Source organism: Streptomyces sp. NPDC059373 (assembly GCF_042751495.1).
Classification (GTDB): Bacteria; Actinomycetota; Actinomycetes; order Streptomycetales; family Streptomycetaceae; genus Actinacidiphila.
Window position 1 is genome coordinate 14,146 of the sequence record NZ_JBHYXC010000026.1, and the last position, 15,542, is coordinate 29,687.

Genomic DNA, 15,542 nt, shown 5'->3' on the forward strand with positions numbered 1-15,542 from the left:
CCGGGGGCTACATCAGGCCGGCGCGGCGGGCGCGGTCGGCGACGGGGCCGATGGCTTTGGCGAGGGCGTCGACGTCGGCCTGGGTGGACGTGTGGCCCAGCGAAAACCGCAGGGAGCCGCGGGCGAGGTCGGGGTCGGAGCCCATGGCCAGCAGCACGTGGCTGGGCTGGGGCACCCCGGCCGTGCAGGCGGAGCCGGTGGAGCATTCGATGCCCTGGGCGTCCAGCAGCAACAGCAGGGAGTCGCCTTCGCAGCCGGGGAACGAGAAGTGGGCGTTGGCCGGGAGGCGGCCCTCCGCCGAGGGGTCGCCGTTCAGTACGGCGTCCGGGACGGCGGCGCGTACCTTGGCGATGAGGTCGTCGCGCAGGGCACCCACTTCCCGCGCGAAGTCGGCGCACCGCTTCGCCGCCAGCGTGCCGGCGACGGCGAAGGCGGCGATCGCTGGCACATCCAGCGTTCCGGAGCGTACGTTGCGCTCCTGGCCGCCGCCGTGCAGCAGCGGCACCGGCGTCATCTCCCGGCGCAGAACGAGCGCGCCGACCCCGTACGGCCCGCCGACCTTGTGCCCGGTGACGGTCATCGCGTCGAGCCCCGACGCAGCGAAGTCGACCTCGACCTGACCGAAGGCCTGCACCGCGTCGGAGTGCAGCGGGACCTCGAACTCCTGGGCCACAGCGCTCAGTTCGCGCACCGGCATGATCGTGCCGACCTCGTTGTTGGCCCACATGACGATCGCCAGGGCGACGTCCCCCGGTTCACGGGCGATCGCCTCGCGCAGCGCTTCCGGGTGGACGCGCCCGTACGGGTCGACAGGGAGCCACTCGACGCGCGCGCCCTCGTGCTCGGCGAGCCAGTCCACCGCGTCCAGCACCGCATGGTGCTCGACGGGGCTGACGAGCACCCGAGTCCGGCGCGGATCGGCGTCCCTGCGTGCCCAGTACAGGCCCTTGACCGCGAGGTTGTCGGCCTCGGTGCCACCTCCCGTGAAGACGACCTCGCTGGGCCGGGCGCCGAGCGCCGCGGCCAGGGATTCGCGGGACTCCTCGACCTGCCGCCGGGCGCCGCGGCCCGAGGCGTGGAGGGAGGAGGCATTGCCCGTGACGGCGAGCAGGTCAGTCATCGCCCGCACCGCCTCCGGCAGCATCGGAGTGGTGGCGGCGTGGTCGAAGTAGGCCATGATGCCCCCGATTCTACGGGCGCGGATCCAGCGCGCGACCCCCGGCGGGTCGCAGCCGTAAGGAGCGTGTCCCCACCACCCGACGACCGCCACCCGACAACGACGGAAAGCCCCGAGATCACACCCACCCACACCCCACCACCCAACGACAACGACGAGAAGGCCCGGGTCGGAGCCCACCCACCCGACCGGCAGGCAACAGCGGCGGGGAGGGCCGGGGTCGCAGGGGTGGGGGTTCTGGACGCTCCGCATATTTGTGTGCGGCATGCCGGGCAAGGCAACGGAGGACCCGTCACGCACGTAAATATGTCGGTCCAGGACCCCCAGCCCCGGAGGCCCCGGACCGCACCGGCACCGGCACCGCTACCCGCACCGGCACCGGCACCGCAGCCGTGCCGCTCACGCTTCCTCCAGCGCCGTACTCCTCCGGTGCCAGGCCCTCGGCGCCCGCCAGTGGAACCGCATGGCCAGCAGCCGCAGCACGAAGGCGCAGATCACGGCCACGACGCCGGTCGCCGGGGTCAGCGCGTCGAAGCGGATCAGGAGTACGACCATCGTCGCGCCGACCATCGCCGGCACGGCGTACAGGTCCCGGTCCCAGCGCAGCAGCGACGGCACCTCGTTGCCGAGCACGTCCCGGAGCACGCCGCCGCCCACGGCCGTGGCGAGGCCGAGGGCGGCGGAGGCGGTGAGGTTGAGCCCGTAGTCGTACGCCTTGGTGGTGCCGATGACGGCGAAGAGGCCGAGTCCGGCCGCGTCGAAGACGTTGATCGTGGTGTTGATGCGCTCGACCTCGGGGTGGAGGAAGAAGACCACGGCCGTCGCGATCAGCGGCGTGATGAAGTACCCCTGATCGGTGAAGGCCGCCGGCGGCACGGCCCCGATGATCAGATCCCGGATCAGCCCGCCCCCGAGCGCGGTGACCTCGGCGAGTACGGCGAGGCCGAAGACGTCGAAGTTCTTGCGGACCGCGAGCAGCGCCCCGGAGATCGCGAAGACGAAGATCCCGGCGAGGTCGAGGACATGCTGAACGGAATGGCTGAACAAATCGGTGTGCACGCCGACAGTTCTACGGGACCTCCGCCCGCCCTGGCCAGGAGGCGAACCTCCTGGCCGCCTCCTGGCCGGGGGGGGACTACGCCGGCGCGTTTTCCGGGTGGTGGCAAGCCACCTCGTGCCCGGTGGCCAGGGCCACCAGCGGCGGCTCCGTGGTCTTGCAGACCTCGGTCGCCTTCCAGCAGCGCGTGTGGAAGCGGCAGCCCGGCGGCGGGGCGATCGGCGACGGCACATCGCCCGTCAGGAGAATCCGCTCGCGCTGCGTTCGCCGCTTCGGGTCCGGTACCGGCACCGCCGACAGCAGCGCGTTGGTGTACGGGTGCATCGGCTTGGCGTACAGGGACTCGCGGTCGGCGACCTCGACGATCTTGCCGAGGTACATGACCGCGATGCGGTCGGAGACGTGCCGGATGACCGACAGGTCGTGCGCGATGATCACATAGGTGAGCCCCAGCTCGCTCTGCAGGTCGTCAAGGAGGTTGACGACCTGCGCCTGGATGGAGACATCCAAAGCGGAGACCGGCTCGTCCGCCACGACCAGCTTGGGCTTGAGCGCGAGCGCCCGGGCGATGCCGATGCGCTGTCGCTGGCCGCCGGAGAACTCGTGCGGATAGCGGTTGTAGTGCTCGGGGTTGAGGCCGACGAGTTCCAGGAGGTCCTGGACCTCCTTCTTCGCCCCGTGCTCGGTCTGCACCTTCTGCAGGCGGAAGGGGGCGCCGACGATCGTGCCGATGGTGTGCCGGGGGTTCAGGGACGAGTACGGGTCCTGGAAGATCATCTGGACGTCCCGGCGCATGGGGCGCATGGCCCCGGTGCTGAGATGCGTGATGTCCCTGCCCTGGAACTCGACCTTTCCGCCGGTCGGTTCGAGCAGTCGGGTGATCAGCCGGCCCATCGTCGACTTGCCGCAGCCGGACTCCCCGACGACGCCCAGTGTCTCGCCGGGCATCACCTGGAAGTCGATGCCGTCGACCGCTTTGACGGCGCCGACCTGACGGCGCAGCACACCCTTGGTGATGGGGAAGTGCTTGACCAGCCCGCTCACGCGGAGCAGCGGCTCGGTCTCGGTCTTGGTCGCTTTGTCCGTCGGCATGGCGGCAGCCTGTTCGTTGGTCACAGCTTCGGCGCAATCTCTTCGGTCCAGATGCGCTCCCGGTCCACCTGGCTGAGGTGGCAGGCGGCGAAGTGCCCTTCGGTAACCTCGCGCAGCTCCGGTACGAGCGACTGGCTGGCCCCTTCGGTCAGCTCGGCGTACGGGCAGCGCGGGTGGAAGGCGCAGCCCGGCGGCACGTTGATCAGGCTGGGCGGGGCGCCCTTGACCGGGTTGAGCCGGTCGGTGCGCTCACGGTCCATGCGTGGCATGGAGCCCAGGAGGCCCCAGGTGTAGGGGTGCTGGGGTTCGGTGAAGACCTTCTCGGCGGAACCGCGCTCGATGCAGCGGCCGGCGTACATCACCAGCAGGTCGTCGGCGAGTTCGGCCACGACGCCGAGGTCGTGGGTGATCATGATGACCGCCGAGCCGAACTCCTTCTGGAGATCCCGGATCAGGTCGAGGATCTGCGCCTGCACGGTGACGTCGAGCGCCGTGGTCGGCTCGTCCGCGATCAGCAGTTCCGGGTTGTTGACCAGCGACATCGCGATCATCGCGCGCTGCCGCATGCCGCCGGAGAACTGGTGCGGATAGTCGGAGAACCGCTTGGCCGGCTCAGGGATCCCCACCCGGTCCAGCATCTCGACCGCCCGCTTGCGGGCGACGCCCTTGGAGACCTGGTGGTGCACCCGGTACGCCTCGACGATCTGGGCGCCGATCGTGTAGTAGGGGTGCATCGCCGACAGCGGGTCCTGGAAGATCATCGCCATCTTGTGGCCGCGCAGCCGTCGTACGCGGTCGGGGTCGGCGCCGATCAGCTCCTCGCCGTCCAGCCAGACCTCGCCGGATATCCGGGCGCGGGCGGAGCGGTGCAGGCCCATGATGCCGAGCGAGGTGACCGACTTGCCGGAACCGGACTCGCCGACGATGCCGAGGGTCTTGCCGGGCTGGAGGTCGAAGGAGAGTCCGTCCACGGACTTGACCAGGCCGTCGTCGGTGTCGAAATGGATCTTCAGGTCGCGGACCGCGAGGAAGGCCTCGGCCTCGGCGGGTGGCGCGGCGGACACCGGCTCACCCACCGCGGAGGCCGCCGTGGTCGCGGTCTGCGGTTCCTTGTCCGCGCTGGTCACGAGTACCTCACCCGGGGGTCGATTGCGGCGTACACAAGGTCCACGAGCAGGTTGCAGACCACGATGAAGAAGGCGGCGACCATGGTGACGCCGAGAACCTTGGGCAGGTCGTTGTCCACCACGGCCTGGACGGCGTAGGCGCCCAGCCCCTGGAGGGAGAAGACCTGCTCGGTGATGAGGGCACCGCCGACCAGCAGACCGAAGTCCATGCCGAAGATGGTGACGATCGGAGTGAGGGCGGCCCGCAGGCCGTGCCTGGTGATCACCGCACGTTCACGCAGGCCCTTGGCCCGTGCGGTGCGGATGTAGTCCTCGTTCATCGTCTCCAGCATTCCCGCGCGGGTCAGCCGGGCGTAGAGCGCGGAGTACAGGAACGCGAGACTGCACCAGGGAAGGATCAGGTTCCAGGCCCACTCCGCCGGATTGTCGGTGAAGGGCACGTAGCGCAGGTTGTCCCAGATGCCCCACTGGAAGCTGAACAGCGACAGGGCGAGCATGCCGGTGAAGAAGATCGGCAGGGACACCCCGGCCAGGGCGAATCCCATCGACAACCGGTCGAAGATCGAGCCCCGCTTGAGCGCCGAGAGCACGCCGATCGCCACACCGGAGACCACCCAGATCACGGCGGCGCCGACGGCCAGTGACAGCGTGACCGGGATCCGGGAGCTGAGCTCGGGCCAGACCTCGACATGGCTCTTGAAGGAGTAGCCGAAGCACGGCCGGCTGCAGCTCGCGGCGTCCGGGCCGAACTTGTAGTTGGCGCCCATCACGATGGCCTTGATGAAGTGCCAGTACTGCTCGTAGAGCGGCAGGTCGAACCCGAGGTTCTTCTTGACCGCCGCGATGGATGCGGGGTTGGCGTCCTTACCGACGTACTGGGTCGCCAACTGGGTGGTGGTCTGTCCGCCGAGGCGGGGCACGAGGAAGAAGATCGCAAAGGTGACTGCGCTGACCACCAGCAGCAGCAGTATCGCCGCGATCACGCGTCGGATGATGTACGCAGTCACAGCCGTGCGGCGCCGGGGGCCGCCGGGCCGGGGGGTCACCCGGCCCGGCGGAACCCGAAGCCTTCACCTGCCTTTCAGGAACTCGGTCGGCTTGCCGCCGCTGTTACTTGGAGGAGCCGATCAGCAGGTAGTCGTACATACCCAGGTACGCCTGCGTCACTGTGACGTTGGTGGCGTTCGCGGGGCGGTACAGCAGGTTCTTGCGGTAGATCAGCGGGACGACGGTCGCCGTGTCGAGGACCATCTTGTCGATGGTGCCCCAAGCCGCGGTGCGGGCGGTGGCGTCGGTGTTGGCGATGGCGTCGGACAGGGCCTTGTTGATGGCCGGGTCGTTCAGTTCCATCATGTTGGTGCCACCGGACGGCTTGATCGCGCTGCCGTCGACGATCTGGTCGAGGAAGCCGTAGCCGGTCGGCCAGTCGGCGCCCCAGGCCATCATGATCAGACCCAGCTTGTGCTGGTGCACGTAGCTCGGCACACCGGCGTAGTTCGAGAAGTACTTGCCGGAGGGGTACTGCTTGATGTTGACCGTGATGCCGACCTTCTTCAGCGAGTTCTGGATCGCTGTCGCCTCGGCGATCTCGGCAGGACGGTCGCTGCGGGCGGTGATGTTGGTCGTGAACCCGTTGGGCTTACCGCAGGCCGCCAGCGCGGCCTTCGCCTTGGCCACATCACCCTTGTTGCCGGCGGTCGGGTACTGGTCGAACTTGGTGTAGCCGTTGACCGACGGCGGGATCAGCGTGGTGGCGATGTCACCCTTCACGGCGCCACCGGCAGCCTGCTGGACCGAGGTCTTGTCGGTGGCGTATTCGACGGCCTTGCGGCAGTTGATGTTGTCGAACGGCGCGACCTTGGCGTCGACTGCCATGTACGAGGTGGCTCCGGCGTAGGAGTCGTCGGAGTTGGCCTTGTACTTCGGCTGCGTGATCAGCTTCGGCTGGGTCTGCGTCTGCACACCCGCGCCCGCGGCGTCGACCGTGGTGTTGCCGGCCAGCAGGTTGTTGTCAACCGTGAGCGGGTTGACCTTGAACTTGATCGTGATCTTGTCCGGCAGCGCCTTGCGGATCGGGTCCGTCTTCTGGTCCCACTCCGGGTTGCGGACCAGCGTGGCGCCCTTGCCGTCCTCGTAGGAGGAGAACTTGTAGGGACCGGTCGACTGGATGTGGTTGACGTACTTCGCGCCGTCGTCCTTCGACTGCTGCACCGGAGCGGTCTGGGAGAACGTCGCCAGGTAGTCGAAGTCGGCGAACGGCTTGCTCAGGTGGAAGACGATCGTCTGGTCGTCAGGCGTCGCGATCGAGGCGATGCCGTTGGCCGACTTGTCCGTGTAGGGACCCTTGTACTTGTCGCCGCCCACCAGGTACGACTTGAAGTAGGTCGGGCCGCCGGACAGCGCCTCGGGGGCGAAGTTGCTGCGCTCGATCGCGTACTTCACGTCCTTGGACGTCACCGTGCTGCCATCCTGGAACTTCACGCCCTTGCGGAGCGTGTACGTCCAGGTCTTGGCGTCCGCACTCGACTTGCCGAGCCCGGTGGCCAGGTCGGGGACGACGGTGAGGCCGTCCTTGCCCGCGGCGGGCTTGAAGGTCGTCAGGGTCCGCCCGTAGAGCCGGGAGAAGTTCTGCACCCACCCGTAGTACGTGTTGCCGGGGTCGAGGGAGTCCGGCACGTCCGACTCCTCGTAGGCGACCGTCCCTCCCTTCTTGTCCGTCTGGTTCACGACCGAGGTGAGCGCGGCGTTGTACTTGGCGGAGGATCCGCCACCGCCGTTGTTGCTCTTGGAGCCGTTGCATGCAGTGGCTCCCAGGGCCAAGGCCGTGGCAACCGCAAGCACGGATGTCGCTTTTCTGTACTTCATCCCGAGGAAAGCCCCCTCATTAGGCGGAAACATCAGTTACTGCGGTGGGTCAGTTCAGTTGCTGCGGGGGTCGAGGGCGTCACGCAGCCCGTCACCCAGCAGGTTGAAGGCCAGGACTGTGATGAAGATCGCCACGCCGGGCACGATCATGTACTCGGGGTCGATCTGCCAGTAGTCGACCGCGCTGGTGAGCATTCCTCCCCACGAGGCCTGCGGCGGCGAGATGCCGACCCCGAGGTAGCTGAGCGCCGCCTCGAAGAGGATGTTGGTGGGGATCAGCAGCGTCGAGTAGACGAGGATCGGCGCCACCAGGTTGGGAAGCAGCTCGCGGAAGAGAATGAAAGGGCCCCGCGCGCCCAGGCTGCGGGACGCCTCGACGAATTCGCGTTCCCGCAGGCTCAGAGTCTGGCCTCGGACGATCCGGCCCATATAGGGCCAGTTGAAGAAACCGATCACGAAGATCAGCACGCAGATACGCAGCGGCAGTCCGGTCAGCCCGAAGGCCCCGTCCTGGAGCGCGGCCGATATGGAGATCGCGAACAGCAGCAGCGGGAAGGCCAGGAAGGTGTCCATCATGCGGCTGATGACGCTGTCCACCCAGCCGCCGTAGTAGCCGGCGATGATGCCCAGCACGGTGCCGATGACATTGGACAGGACCGTCGCTCCTGTCGCCACCAGCAGTGACACCCAGGAGCCCTCGATGATGCGGGCGAGCATGTCGCGGCCGAACTGCGGGTCGACGCCCAGCGGGTGCGACCAGCTCATGCCGCCCCAGCCGCCCTTCGGCGCCAGCAGCTCCGGATCGACCAGATTCTGGTGGAACTCGTTCGGGTCGAGACCAAAGATCGACTCGATCGGCTTCGCCAACACCGCCAGGAGCACCAACAGCACGACGACGACGCCACCGGCGACCGCTACCTTGTCGCGCTTGAAGCGCATCCAGGCGATCTGGCCGAGAGAACGACCCTCGATCTCGCTCTTCTTTACCCCGCTGAGCACAGCCTCCGGCGGCGCTTCGGTCTGCGAAGCGGTGGCCTCGATCGGTGCGGTCATGGTGAAGCTGACCCCTCTCGCCAGTGGGTGACCGGCGCGCGCCCGCCGCGGTAGCGGCTCACATCATTCGTACAGGTGCACTTAGTGCGGTGCGGGCCGTTGCCCTTGCGCCGTGAGTCTTCATCGACATACCGATCACACACCAGTCCTCACATCGAATGGATGCGCAACCGTGATGTGGTGAATCATGGTCCGTTATTACCTTGTTGTTACGCGCGTTGACTGACTCTCATCCGATCGCCTTGCAGGGCCCGGAATCGCTACCGTCAGTGCATGGATGATCGGCTCCGCGCGGTGTGCGACCTCATGGTTCCCCTGGTCCGGGAGATGGCAGGGCTGCACGACTACGACGGCCAGGTGCAGGACCTCTCCCCCGACGGCGTACGCCGAGGACTCTCCGCGCTCGCCCACGCCCGGCGGGCCGGCGAGGCGCTGCCCGACCCCCACGACGAGGCCCATCTGTCGGTCTTCGAGGACACCCTCAAGATCCAGTACGGCGAGCTGGAGCTGCACCGGCGCGATCCGTATCCGCACCTGTCCAACCTCGAGCTGACCTCGTACGACCGCGAGTACGCGCCCCGCGAGGAGCGCGAGGAGGCCCGCCGCCGCCATCTGCTGCAGTGGCCGGACGCCGTCGACGCCGCCATCGCCTCACTCGACCGGGTCAGCGCGCCCGTCGCCGCCGCGCTGCTGGGCGCCGTACAGGGGCTGGCCTCCGAGCTGGACCCGGACCACCAGCCCGAAGCGGTCGCCGCCCTGGAGGCGCACGGCCGGCTGGTCGCCCACATCGCCCGGGCCGCCGAGACCGGTGACCCCGACCCCCGGCTCGGCGGCGAGGCCCTGGCGGCCCTGATGGGGAGCCAGGAGGGCATGCGGGTCGACCTGTCCGCGCTGGCCGACGAGGCCGACCGTGAACGCACCCGGCTCACCGAGCTGTTGACCGACTCCTGTGCCCGGCTCGACCCCACCCGAACCGTCGACCAGCTCATCCCCGAACTCCTCGCCGACCACCCCGCCGCGGAGGGCGTGATCCCCGAGGCCGCCCGGCTCACCGACGAGGTCATCGAGTTCACCCGCAAGAAGCGGCTCGTCCCCTGGCTCGACGGCGACTGCCTCGTCGGCCCCGCCCCGCCCTCCCGCCGCTGGTCCATGGCCATGATGACCTGGGCCGCCCCCGGCGAACCCGACTCCGCCTCCTGGTACCACGTCACCCCGCCCGACCCCGACTGGCCCGAGGACGAACGCGAGGAGTGGCTCTCCGTCTTCAGCCGCACCAGCCTCCCCGCGATCACCGTCCACGAGGTCGCCCCGGGCCACTTCGCCCACGGCCGCGCCCTGCGCCACGCGCCGACCGAGGTACGGCGCGTGCTGCACTCCCTCTCCTTCTGCGAGGGGTGGGCCCACTACGTCGAAGAGGTCTGCCTCGAGGAGGGCTTCCGCAGCCGCGACCCCCGCTTCGCGATCGGCGTCGCCCTCGAAGCGCTCGTCCGGGTGACCCGGCTGTCCTGCGCCATCGGGCTGCACACCGGCGCCCTCTCCCTCGACGACGCCACCGCCCTCTTCATGCGCGACGCCCACCTCGCCCGCGCCGGCGCCGCGTCCGAAGCCCGCCGCGGCACGTTCGACGCGGGCTACGGCCGCTACACCTGGGGCAAGCTCGAAATCCTCCGCCTCCGCGACCGCGCCCGCCACGCCTGGGGCCCCGACTTCTCCCTCGAGCGCTTCCACGGCGCCCTCCTCCACCTCGGCAGCCCGCCGTTGGGGCTGCTGGGCGCTGCGCTTCGCGACTCCTGACCACCGGGTTGTGGGAGTACGTTCCGCAAGGCGAGCGAAGCGAGGTGAGGGTCCCCCCGGCCGAAGGCTGGGGGTGGGGGCACCTCCCAAAGGAAGCTTTGGGGGAAGCTGGCACAACCCGGCCACGGACCCGCGCTGAAGAACGCACGCGTCCGGGGTCCAGGGGCAGCGCCCCTGGTTTCGGGAAGGGGCGGGGTGGGGGAACTCCCCACCGGCGTCTGCCGGCAGACGCGGACGGGGAGTCAGTGCCACGGGGCCACATCAGCCGAAGAACACAGCCGCACGGGTGGGAAAAGCCCGCCGCAGGCGCAACGGCGCCGCGGCCGACGAATTGGGTCAGCGCCCCGCAGGGCTGGTGCCCCAGCCCCACGCTGCGCCGCCCGGCGCAGGGGCGGAGCCCTGGGCGTCGCGGTCGTAGAAGGGCTGTGCCCGCACCCGCATCCACATGGCGACGGGGTCGTACTCGTCGGCCATGGCGACGGTGGAGACCGGCAGGCCCTGGGGGACGCCGGCGATGGACTGCTGCATCATCACGCGGACCGATTCGACCGCGGCGGGCCCGGCGTCGTACATGTCCAGCCCGATCGCGAGGTACGGCTCGCCGAGCGCGGGCTGGACCCAGGCCCGCCGCAAGGCGCGTACGACGGGGGTGCGGTGGGCGTGCCGGACGAGCAGGGCGTAGTACTGGGGGATCTGGAGGGCGGGCTCGGTGATGGTGAGGGGCCCCGCGGGGAGGCGGTCGAGGCCGGCCGCGATGCGCCGAAGGTCGAGCCAGGGGATGCCGACGCCGCCGCCGGGGGCGTGCGGGTTGAGCCAGAGGCCCCAGCGGTCGGGGAAGAGGGAGGCGGCGATGTCGCGGCCGGAGACAACCTCGTGGGCCCGGGCCCAGCCGCTGGCGGACAGCTCCTGCGGGGAGGTCACGCAGGGCGCGTAGCCGTAGCCGGCGACCTCCATGTTGCCGTACTGCGCCTCGGCCGTGCCCGGCGCACCCTGCCAGAGCAGCATCCAGATCCGGCTGTCGGCGAATGTCCGGAGCAGGTCTTCGTAGGCGTCGTATCTGCCGGGGGTCACCTGCCGGAGCACATGCTCCAGGCCGACCCCTCCCGCGCCCGCGCTCACGTGGACCCGCCTTTTCTCTCAAGCTCGCTCCGAAGCCCTGTCGGGGCTCATCAAACCAGGTTATGCGCCCTCAGTCTCGCGTGAAGAAGGGCTGTACCCGCTCCAGCATCCAGTCGCCGACCGGGTCCTGGGCGATGTCGAGAAGTACCAGGTTGACCGGCCACGGCACCGGCACCGCGCCGAGGGCACGCCCGAGCGCGGTCATCGCCTCGGTGCGGTCCTCCTCCTGCCAGCGGTCGAGCTCGACGCCGATGAAGAGGGCGGGCGGGTCGCCCTCGACGCTGGCGAGCGCGCGCCGGGCACTGAGCACGACCGGGGTGACCGCGAACTCCCCCGCCGCCACGGCCAGGAACTCCACCGGCTCCTCGTCCAGCCCCGGCTCCCACAGCCGCACCCGCGCGCCGGTCGGCGACCCGGGGGCCCGGTCCATACGATCCGTACGGCACAGCTCCATCACGGCGGCCGGCGGCAGCGGGATCCCCACCGCGCCCCCGGGGTTGACGGCGATGCCGATCTGCGGCGGCAGTCCGCGCGCGAACTCCCGCACCGGTGCCACGGTGAAGGACATCCCGTTGGCGGCCTGCAGGAACTGCTGCTCGGAGCTGAAGACCGGTACGTAGACCATGCCGTCCAGCTCGATCGTGGCGAGGTCGAGGTCCGCGCTGTCCGGGCCGCCGCCGTTCGGCAGCGGCACCCACACGTGGGAGCGGCCGAGGACCTCCATCACCCGCGCGGTCGCGCCGGGGTCGCCCATGGCGGCGGACAGCACCTCTTCGAGCTCGTTGGCGGGCCAGCCGCCGTAGCCCGGCGGGGCCTCCGGTATGCGCTGCGCCGGAATCTCCATGACTACCCACCTGCCGACGTACCTGCTGCTTGTACGGAAACCCTATCGGGAAACCGCCTCTGTCGACCCGCTCGGGTAACCCTGATGGACACGGATAGCGACGGTCAGGTTGCGTTAAGTCACATCATCTTCCAAGGATGGGTCAGGAAAGCACCGAACCCCGACCTTTTGGGAGAAACACGGACATGCGTATCAGCAATCTCGCTGCCACGGCCATAGCTGCATCGCTCGCCGGGTCGCTCACCCTCGGAGTCGCCGGGATCGCCGGGGCAACCGTCCACGCTCCGACCCGCGTCAGCGTCGTCGCGGACACGGGCGCGGCGTCCGCGGCCACCCCGGCGGCGGACGTCATCGCCAAACTGGGTGACACGCTGACCTACGGGGCCAAGCTGAGCCAGGAGGCAATGGCCCAGGCTCCGGACGTCGGCAAGCTCCAGGAGCTGCAGCGCAGCCTCAAGACGGCCGCCGACCAGCTGACGACAAGCCTCGGCCAGGCGGCGACCGCCAAGCCGGCGGCTGACAAGCCCGCGGCTGACATGCCTGCCATGCCGGCGGACAAGCCGGCGGCCGACAAGCCCGCCGCTGACCTGCCCGCCATGCCGGCGGACAAGCCCGCGGACAAGCCGGCCGAGGCGACCAAGGGTCTTGGCCACCGCGACGCCACCCCCATCGACGACGCGTTGGCGAAGGTCAACGACCAGCTGAAGACCCTGACCACGGACGTCACCGAACTGGTGGCGGCGGTGGGCAACAAGGACACCGCCAAGGTCACGGCCCTCGTTCCCAAGATCCTTGGGGACCTGACCTCGCTGACGACCTCCGTCCCGACCATCCTGACGACGCTGCTGGCCGGCGTGCTGCCGGTACAGCTGCCGATCGCGCTGGACAACGACCCGAACCAGCAGAGCGCCCCCAACGCCCCGCAGGCCCCCGAGGTCCCGGCTGCTCCGCAGGCCCCGCAGGCCCCGGACCAGCCCAACGCCCCGGAGAACGCCGTCACCCCGCAGGCCCCGGAAGCCCCCCAGGCTCCTCAGGCCCCGCAGGACCAGCAGGCTCCGGCCGCCCCGCAGGCTCCGGCGGCGGACCCGCAGGCCCCTGCGGCTCCCGCGGTTGCCCCGCAGCTCAACGCGCCGCAGATCGCGGAGACCGCCGAGAGCACCGGCTGAAAGAAATCCCGCACCGTGGCCCGGGCCGCTCAGCCTTCGCAGTCGAACGCGATGGCACCGAGCGCCCGGGCCGCGGCGCGATCCAGCAGTACCGCCGACACGCACGCAGCCGGCAGCTTCCCGGCCCGCGCCGCCGCCACCAGCCGCCGCGTGGCCCTGCGATGCCTGGCCATCGCGTACGCCGACACCCCGCGCCCGCGTGAGCGCTGCCCGTCCCGGGCGGCCTCCTCGGTCACGTCGAGCACCAGCAGATGCATGCCCCGGCCGCGCACTGCGGCCTGCCGGGCGAGCCAGTTCCGTACCCACGGCAGCGTTCCGCAGTCGTGGACGACCACGCTGTCCCCCGAGCGCAGTGCCCGCCGCATCCCGGCGTAGTGCGCGATCCGCACCAGCGGGCGGTAGACGGTGTAGGGCAGCCGCCGCGGCAGCCGCGCCGCCCAACGCAGCCGTACGTCCTGCGAGTCGATCAGCCGGGCGTCCTTCGCGCGCCGCATCAGGGTGCTCTTGCCGCCGCCGGGCAGGCCGGACACGACGAGCACGTCGCCGGCGGGGTAGCTGAGCGTCCGGACGGCGAGTCCGCGCAGGTCGGTCAGCCGCCCGGGCCTGGTCCGTGCCGGGACCCGAACCGCCCGCCGGGGTGCGGCCACGCCCCTCGCTGTCGCGTACGAACCGCTCAGACCCACCGGCACAGCGATCGCCCTCCCCGTCCCATATCTTCAAGAAAGGGTAATGGGGAGACCAACAGCTTCCTATGAGCGCGTCGTGATCGGGACGGGGCCGGGACCCCGCCGGGACACGATCGCGACAAGACCCGGAGCGCGTGCAATGATGGCCGCTCAATCTCATACAGGCCGTTCGAGGCCGCGCGGGAGAGCCCCGACCGGGTGACCGGAAGGGCGCCGAAGGAGCAAGTCCTCCCTTGAATCTCTCAGGCACAGTTACCGCGCGGACGAGGCACATCTGAAAAGCGGGCAGCCCCTCGCGGTGCGCTGCCCCACCCAAGGTGCAAACCTCGGTCCCCGTCAGGGGTCCAGGTGAACCTCTCAGGTTCCGATGACAGATGGGGAGGAGTCCTCGCCACGCCTGCCTTCTGGGAGCCCCGTCCGATGATGACGCCGACGCCTGCCGCCCCCCGCCGTACCGCGCTCGACGCGCTGCACCGCGCGCTCGGCGCCACGATGACCGACTTCGCCGGCTGGGACATGCCGCTGCGCTACGGCAGCGAGCGCGACGAGCACAACGCCGTACGCACCCGGGCCGGGCTCTTCGACCTCTCCCACATGGGCGAGATCACGGTCACCGGCCCGCAGGCCGGGCAGGCCCTGGACCACGCACTCGTCGGCCACATCTCCGCGCTCGCGGCCGGCCGGGCCCGCTACACCATGATCTGCCAGGAGGACGGCGGCATCCTGGACGACCTGATCGTCTACCGGCTGGACGAGTCCGAGTTCATGGTCGTCGCCAACGCCTCCAACGCCCAGGTGGTGCTCGATGCGGTCACCGCCCGGGCGGCCGGCTTCGAGGCGGACGTACGGGACGACCGGGACGCGTACGCGCTGATCGCGGTCCAGGGCCCGGAGTCGCCGGGGATCCTGGCCTCGCTGACCGATGCCGACCTGGACGGGCTGAAGTACTACGCCGGGCTGCCCGGCACCGTGGCCGGCGTCCCGGCGCTGATCGCCCGCACGGGCTACACCGGCGAGGACGGCTTCGAGCTCTTCGTGGCCCCGGCCGACGCCGAGAAGCTGTGGCAGGCGATCACCGAGGCGGGTTCGCCGGTGGGCCTCGTGCCGTGCGGGCTGTCGTGCCGGGACACGCTGCGGCTGGAGGCGGGGATGCCGCTGTACGGGCACGAGCTGACGGCCGCGCTCACCCCCTTCGACGCCGGGCTCGGCCGGGTCGTGAAGTTCGACAAGCCCGGTGACTTCGTGGGCCGCGAGGCGCTCCGGGCCGCCGCCGACCGGCCCGTCCGCAAGCTGGTCGGCCTGGTCGCCGAGGGCCGCCGGGTCCCCCGGGCGGGCTACCCCGTCGTCGCCGACGGCAAGGTCATCGGCGAGGTCACCTCCGGCGCGCCGTCCCCGACCCTGGGCAAGCCGATCGCCATCGCGTACGTGGACGCCGAGCACGCGGCGCCGGGCACCGAGGGCGTGGGAGTCGACATCCGCGGTACGCATGAGCCGTACGAGGTCGTCGCGCTTCCCTTCTACAAGCGCGCCCGCTGAAACCCCTCAACACCCCTTTCACGAGC

13 protein-coding genes and 1 riboswitch are annotated in these 15,542 nt (G+C 70.1%); of the genes, 3 read left to right on the plus strand and 10 right to left on the minus strand.

From position 1 onward, the window contains the following. Window positions 1-7: 7 nt before the first annotated feature. The 7 genes from ACFXJ5_RS28360 to ACFXJ5_RS28390 all read right to left on the minus strand — a co-directional run bounded on the left by ACFXJ5_RS28360 (window position 8) and on the right by ACFXJ5_RS28390 (window position 8,371). Window positions 8-1,177 (minus strand): cysteine desulfurase family protein, encoded by a 1,170-nt coding sequence (locus ACFXJ5_RS28360; RefSeq protein WP_384636944.1) that lies wholly within the window; start codon window positions 1,175-1,177, stop codon window positions 8-10. A 399-nt stretch (window positions 1,178-1,576) separates the two neighbouring features. Then, a complete protein-coding gene (locus ACFXJ5_RS28365) occupies window positions 1,577-2,236 on the minus strand; it encodes a trimeric intracellular cation channel family protein (protein WP_384636947.1) in 660 nt (219 codons plus the stop codon). Between the two features lie 76 nt (window positions 2,237-2,312). Next, the gene (locus ACFXJ5_RS28370) at window positions 2,313-3,326 is read right to left on the minus strand and encodes an ABC transporter ATP-binding protein (RefSeq protein ID WP_384636950.1); all 1,014 of its coding nucleotides are present in this window, start codon (window positions 3,324-3,326) and stop codon (window positions 2,313-2,315) included. Between the two features lie 20 nt (window positions 3,327-3,346). Continuing rightward, complete coding sequence (locus tag ACFXJ5_RS28375; protein WP_384637166.1) at window positions 3,347-4,402, minus strand: ABC transporter ATP-binding protein; 1,056 nt, start codon at window positions 4,400-4,402, stop codon at window positions 3,347-3,349. Window positions 4,403-4,449: 47 nt separating this feature from the next. Beyond that, a complete protein-coding gene (locus ACFXJ5_RS28380; protein WP_384636953.1) occupies window positions 4,450-5,460 on the minus strand; it encodes an ABC transporter permease in 1,011 nt (336 codons plus the stop codon). 103 nt (window positions 5,461-5,563) lie between these two features. Beyond that, window positions 5,564-7,318, minus strand: coding sequence for an ABC transporter substrate-binding protein (locus ACFXJ5_RS28385; protein WP_384636956.1), 1,755 nt, complete (start codon window positions 7,316-7,318; stop codon window positions 5,564-5,566). 54 nt (window positions 7,319-7,372) lie between these two features. After that, the gene (locus tag ACFXJ5_RS28390; RefSeq protein WP_384636959.1) at window positions 7,373-8,371 is read right to left on the minus strand and encodes an ABC transporter permease; all 999 of its coding nucleotides are present in this window, start codon (window positions 8,369-8,371) and stop codon (window positions 7,373-7,375) included. Between the two features lie 273 nt (window positions 8,372-8,644). Here ACFXJ5_RS28390 and ACFXJ5_RS28395 point away from each other — a divergent pair, with 273 nt between their 5' ends. Next, window positions 8,645-10,165 carry a DUF885 family protein gene (locus ACFXJ5_RS28395; protein WP_384636961.1) on the plus strand — a complete coding sequence of 507 codons (1,521 nt, stop codon included), beginning with the start codon at window positions 8,645-8,647 and terminating at the stop codon, window positions 10,163-10,165. 336 nt (window positions 10,166-10,501) lie between these two features. Here the strand turns inward: ACFXJ5_RS28395 and ACFXJ5_RS28400 are convergent, their stop codons facing one another. Together ACFXJ5_RS28400 and ACFXJ5_RS28405 are read right to left on the minus strand one after the other, a co-directional pair. Further along, window positions 10,502-11,284 (minus strand): enhanced serine sensitivity protein SseB C-terminal domain-containing protein, encoded by a 783-nt coding sequence (locus ACFXJ5_RS28400; RefSeq protein ID WP_384636964.1) that lies wholly within the window; start codon window positions 11,282-11,284, stop codon window positions 10,502-10,504. A 70-nt stretch (window positions 11,285-11,354) separates the two neighbouring features. Then, complete coding sequence (locus tag ACFXJ5_RS28405; RefSeq protein WP_384636966.1) at window positions 11,355-12,128, minus strand: enhanced serine sensitivity protein SseB; 774 nt, start codon at window positions 12,126-12,128, stop codon at window positions 11,355-11,357. A gap of 185 nt (window positions 12,129-12,313) precedes the next feature. On the opposite strand from ACFXJ5_RS28405, the gene ACFXJ5_RS28410 reads away from it, so the two are divergent. Beyond that, window positions 12,314-13,294 carry a hypothetical protein gene (locus ACFXJ5_RS28410; protein ID WP_384636969.1) on the plus strand — a complete coding sequence of 327 codons (981 nt, stop codon included), beginning with the start codon at window positions 12,314-12,316 and terminating at the stop codon, window positions 13,292-13,294. Window positions 13,295-13,323: 29 nt separating this feature from the next. Here ACFXJ5_RS28410 and ACFXJ5_RS28415 read toward each other — a convergent pair whose 3' ends face one another. After that, a complete protein-coding gene (locus tag ACFXJ5_RS28415; protein WP_384636972.1) occupies window positions 13,324-13,941 on the minus strand; it encodes an AAA family ATPase in 618 nt (205 codons plus the stop codon). A gap of 209 nt (window positions 13,942-14,150) precedes the next feature. Then, window positions 14,151-14,248: riboswitch (glycine riboswitch) on the plus strand. Window positions 14,249-14,403: 155 nt separating this feature from the next. Between ACFXJ5_RS28415 and gcvT the strand changes: the two genes are divergently transcribed. After that, complete coding sequence (gene gcvT / locus ACFXJ5_RS28420; protein ID WP_384637169.1) at window positions 14,404-15,516, plus strand: glycine cleavage system aminomethyltransferase GcvT; 1,113 nt, start codon at window positions 14,404-14,406, stop codon at window positions 15,514-15,516. Window positions 15,517-15,542: the final 26 nt, after the last annotated feature.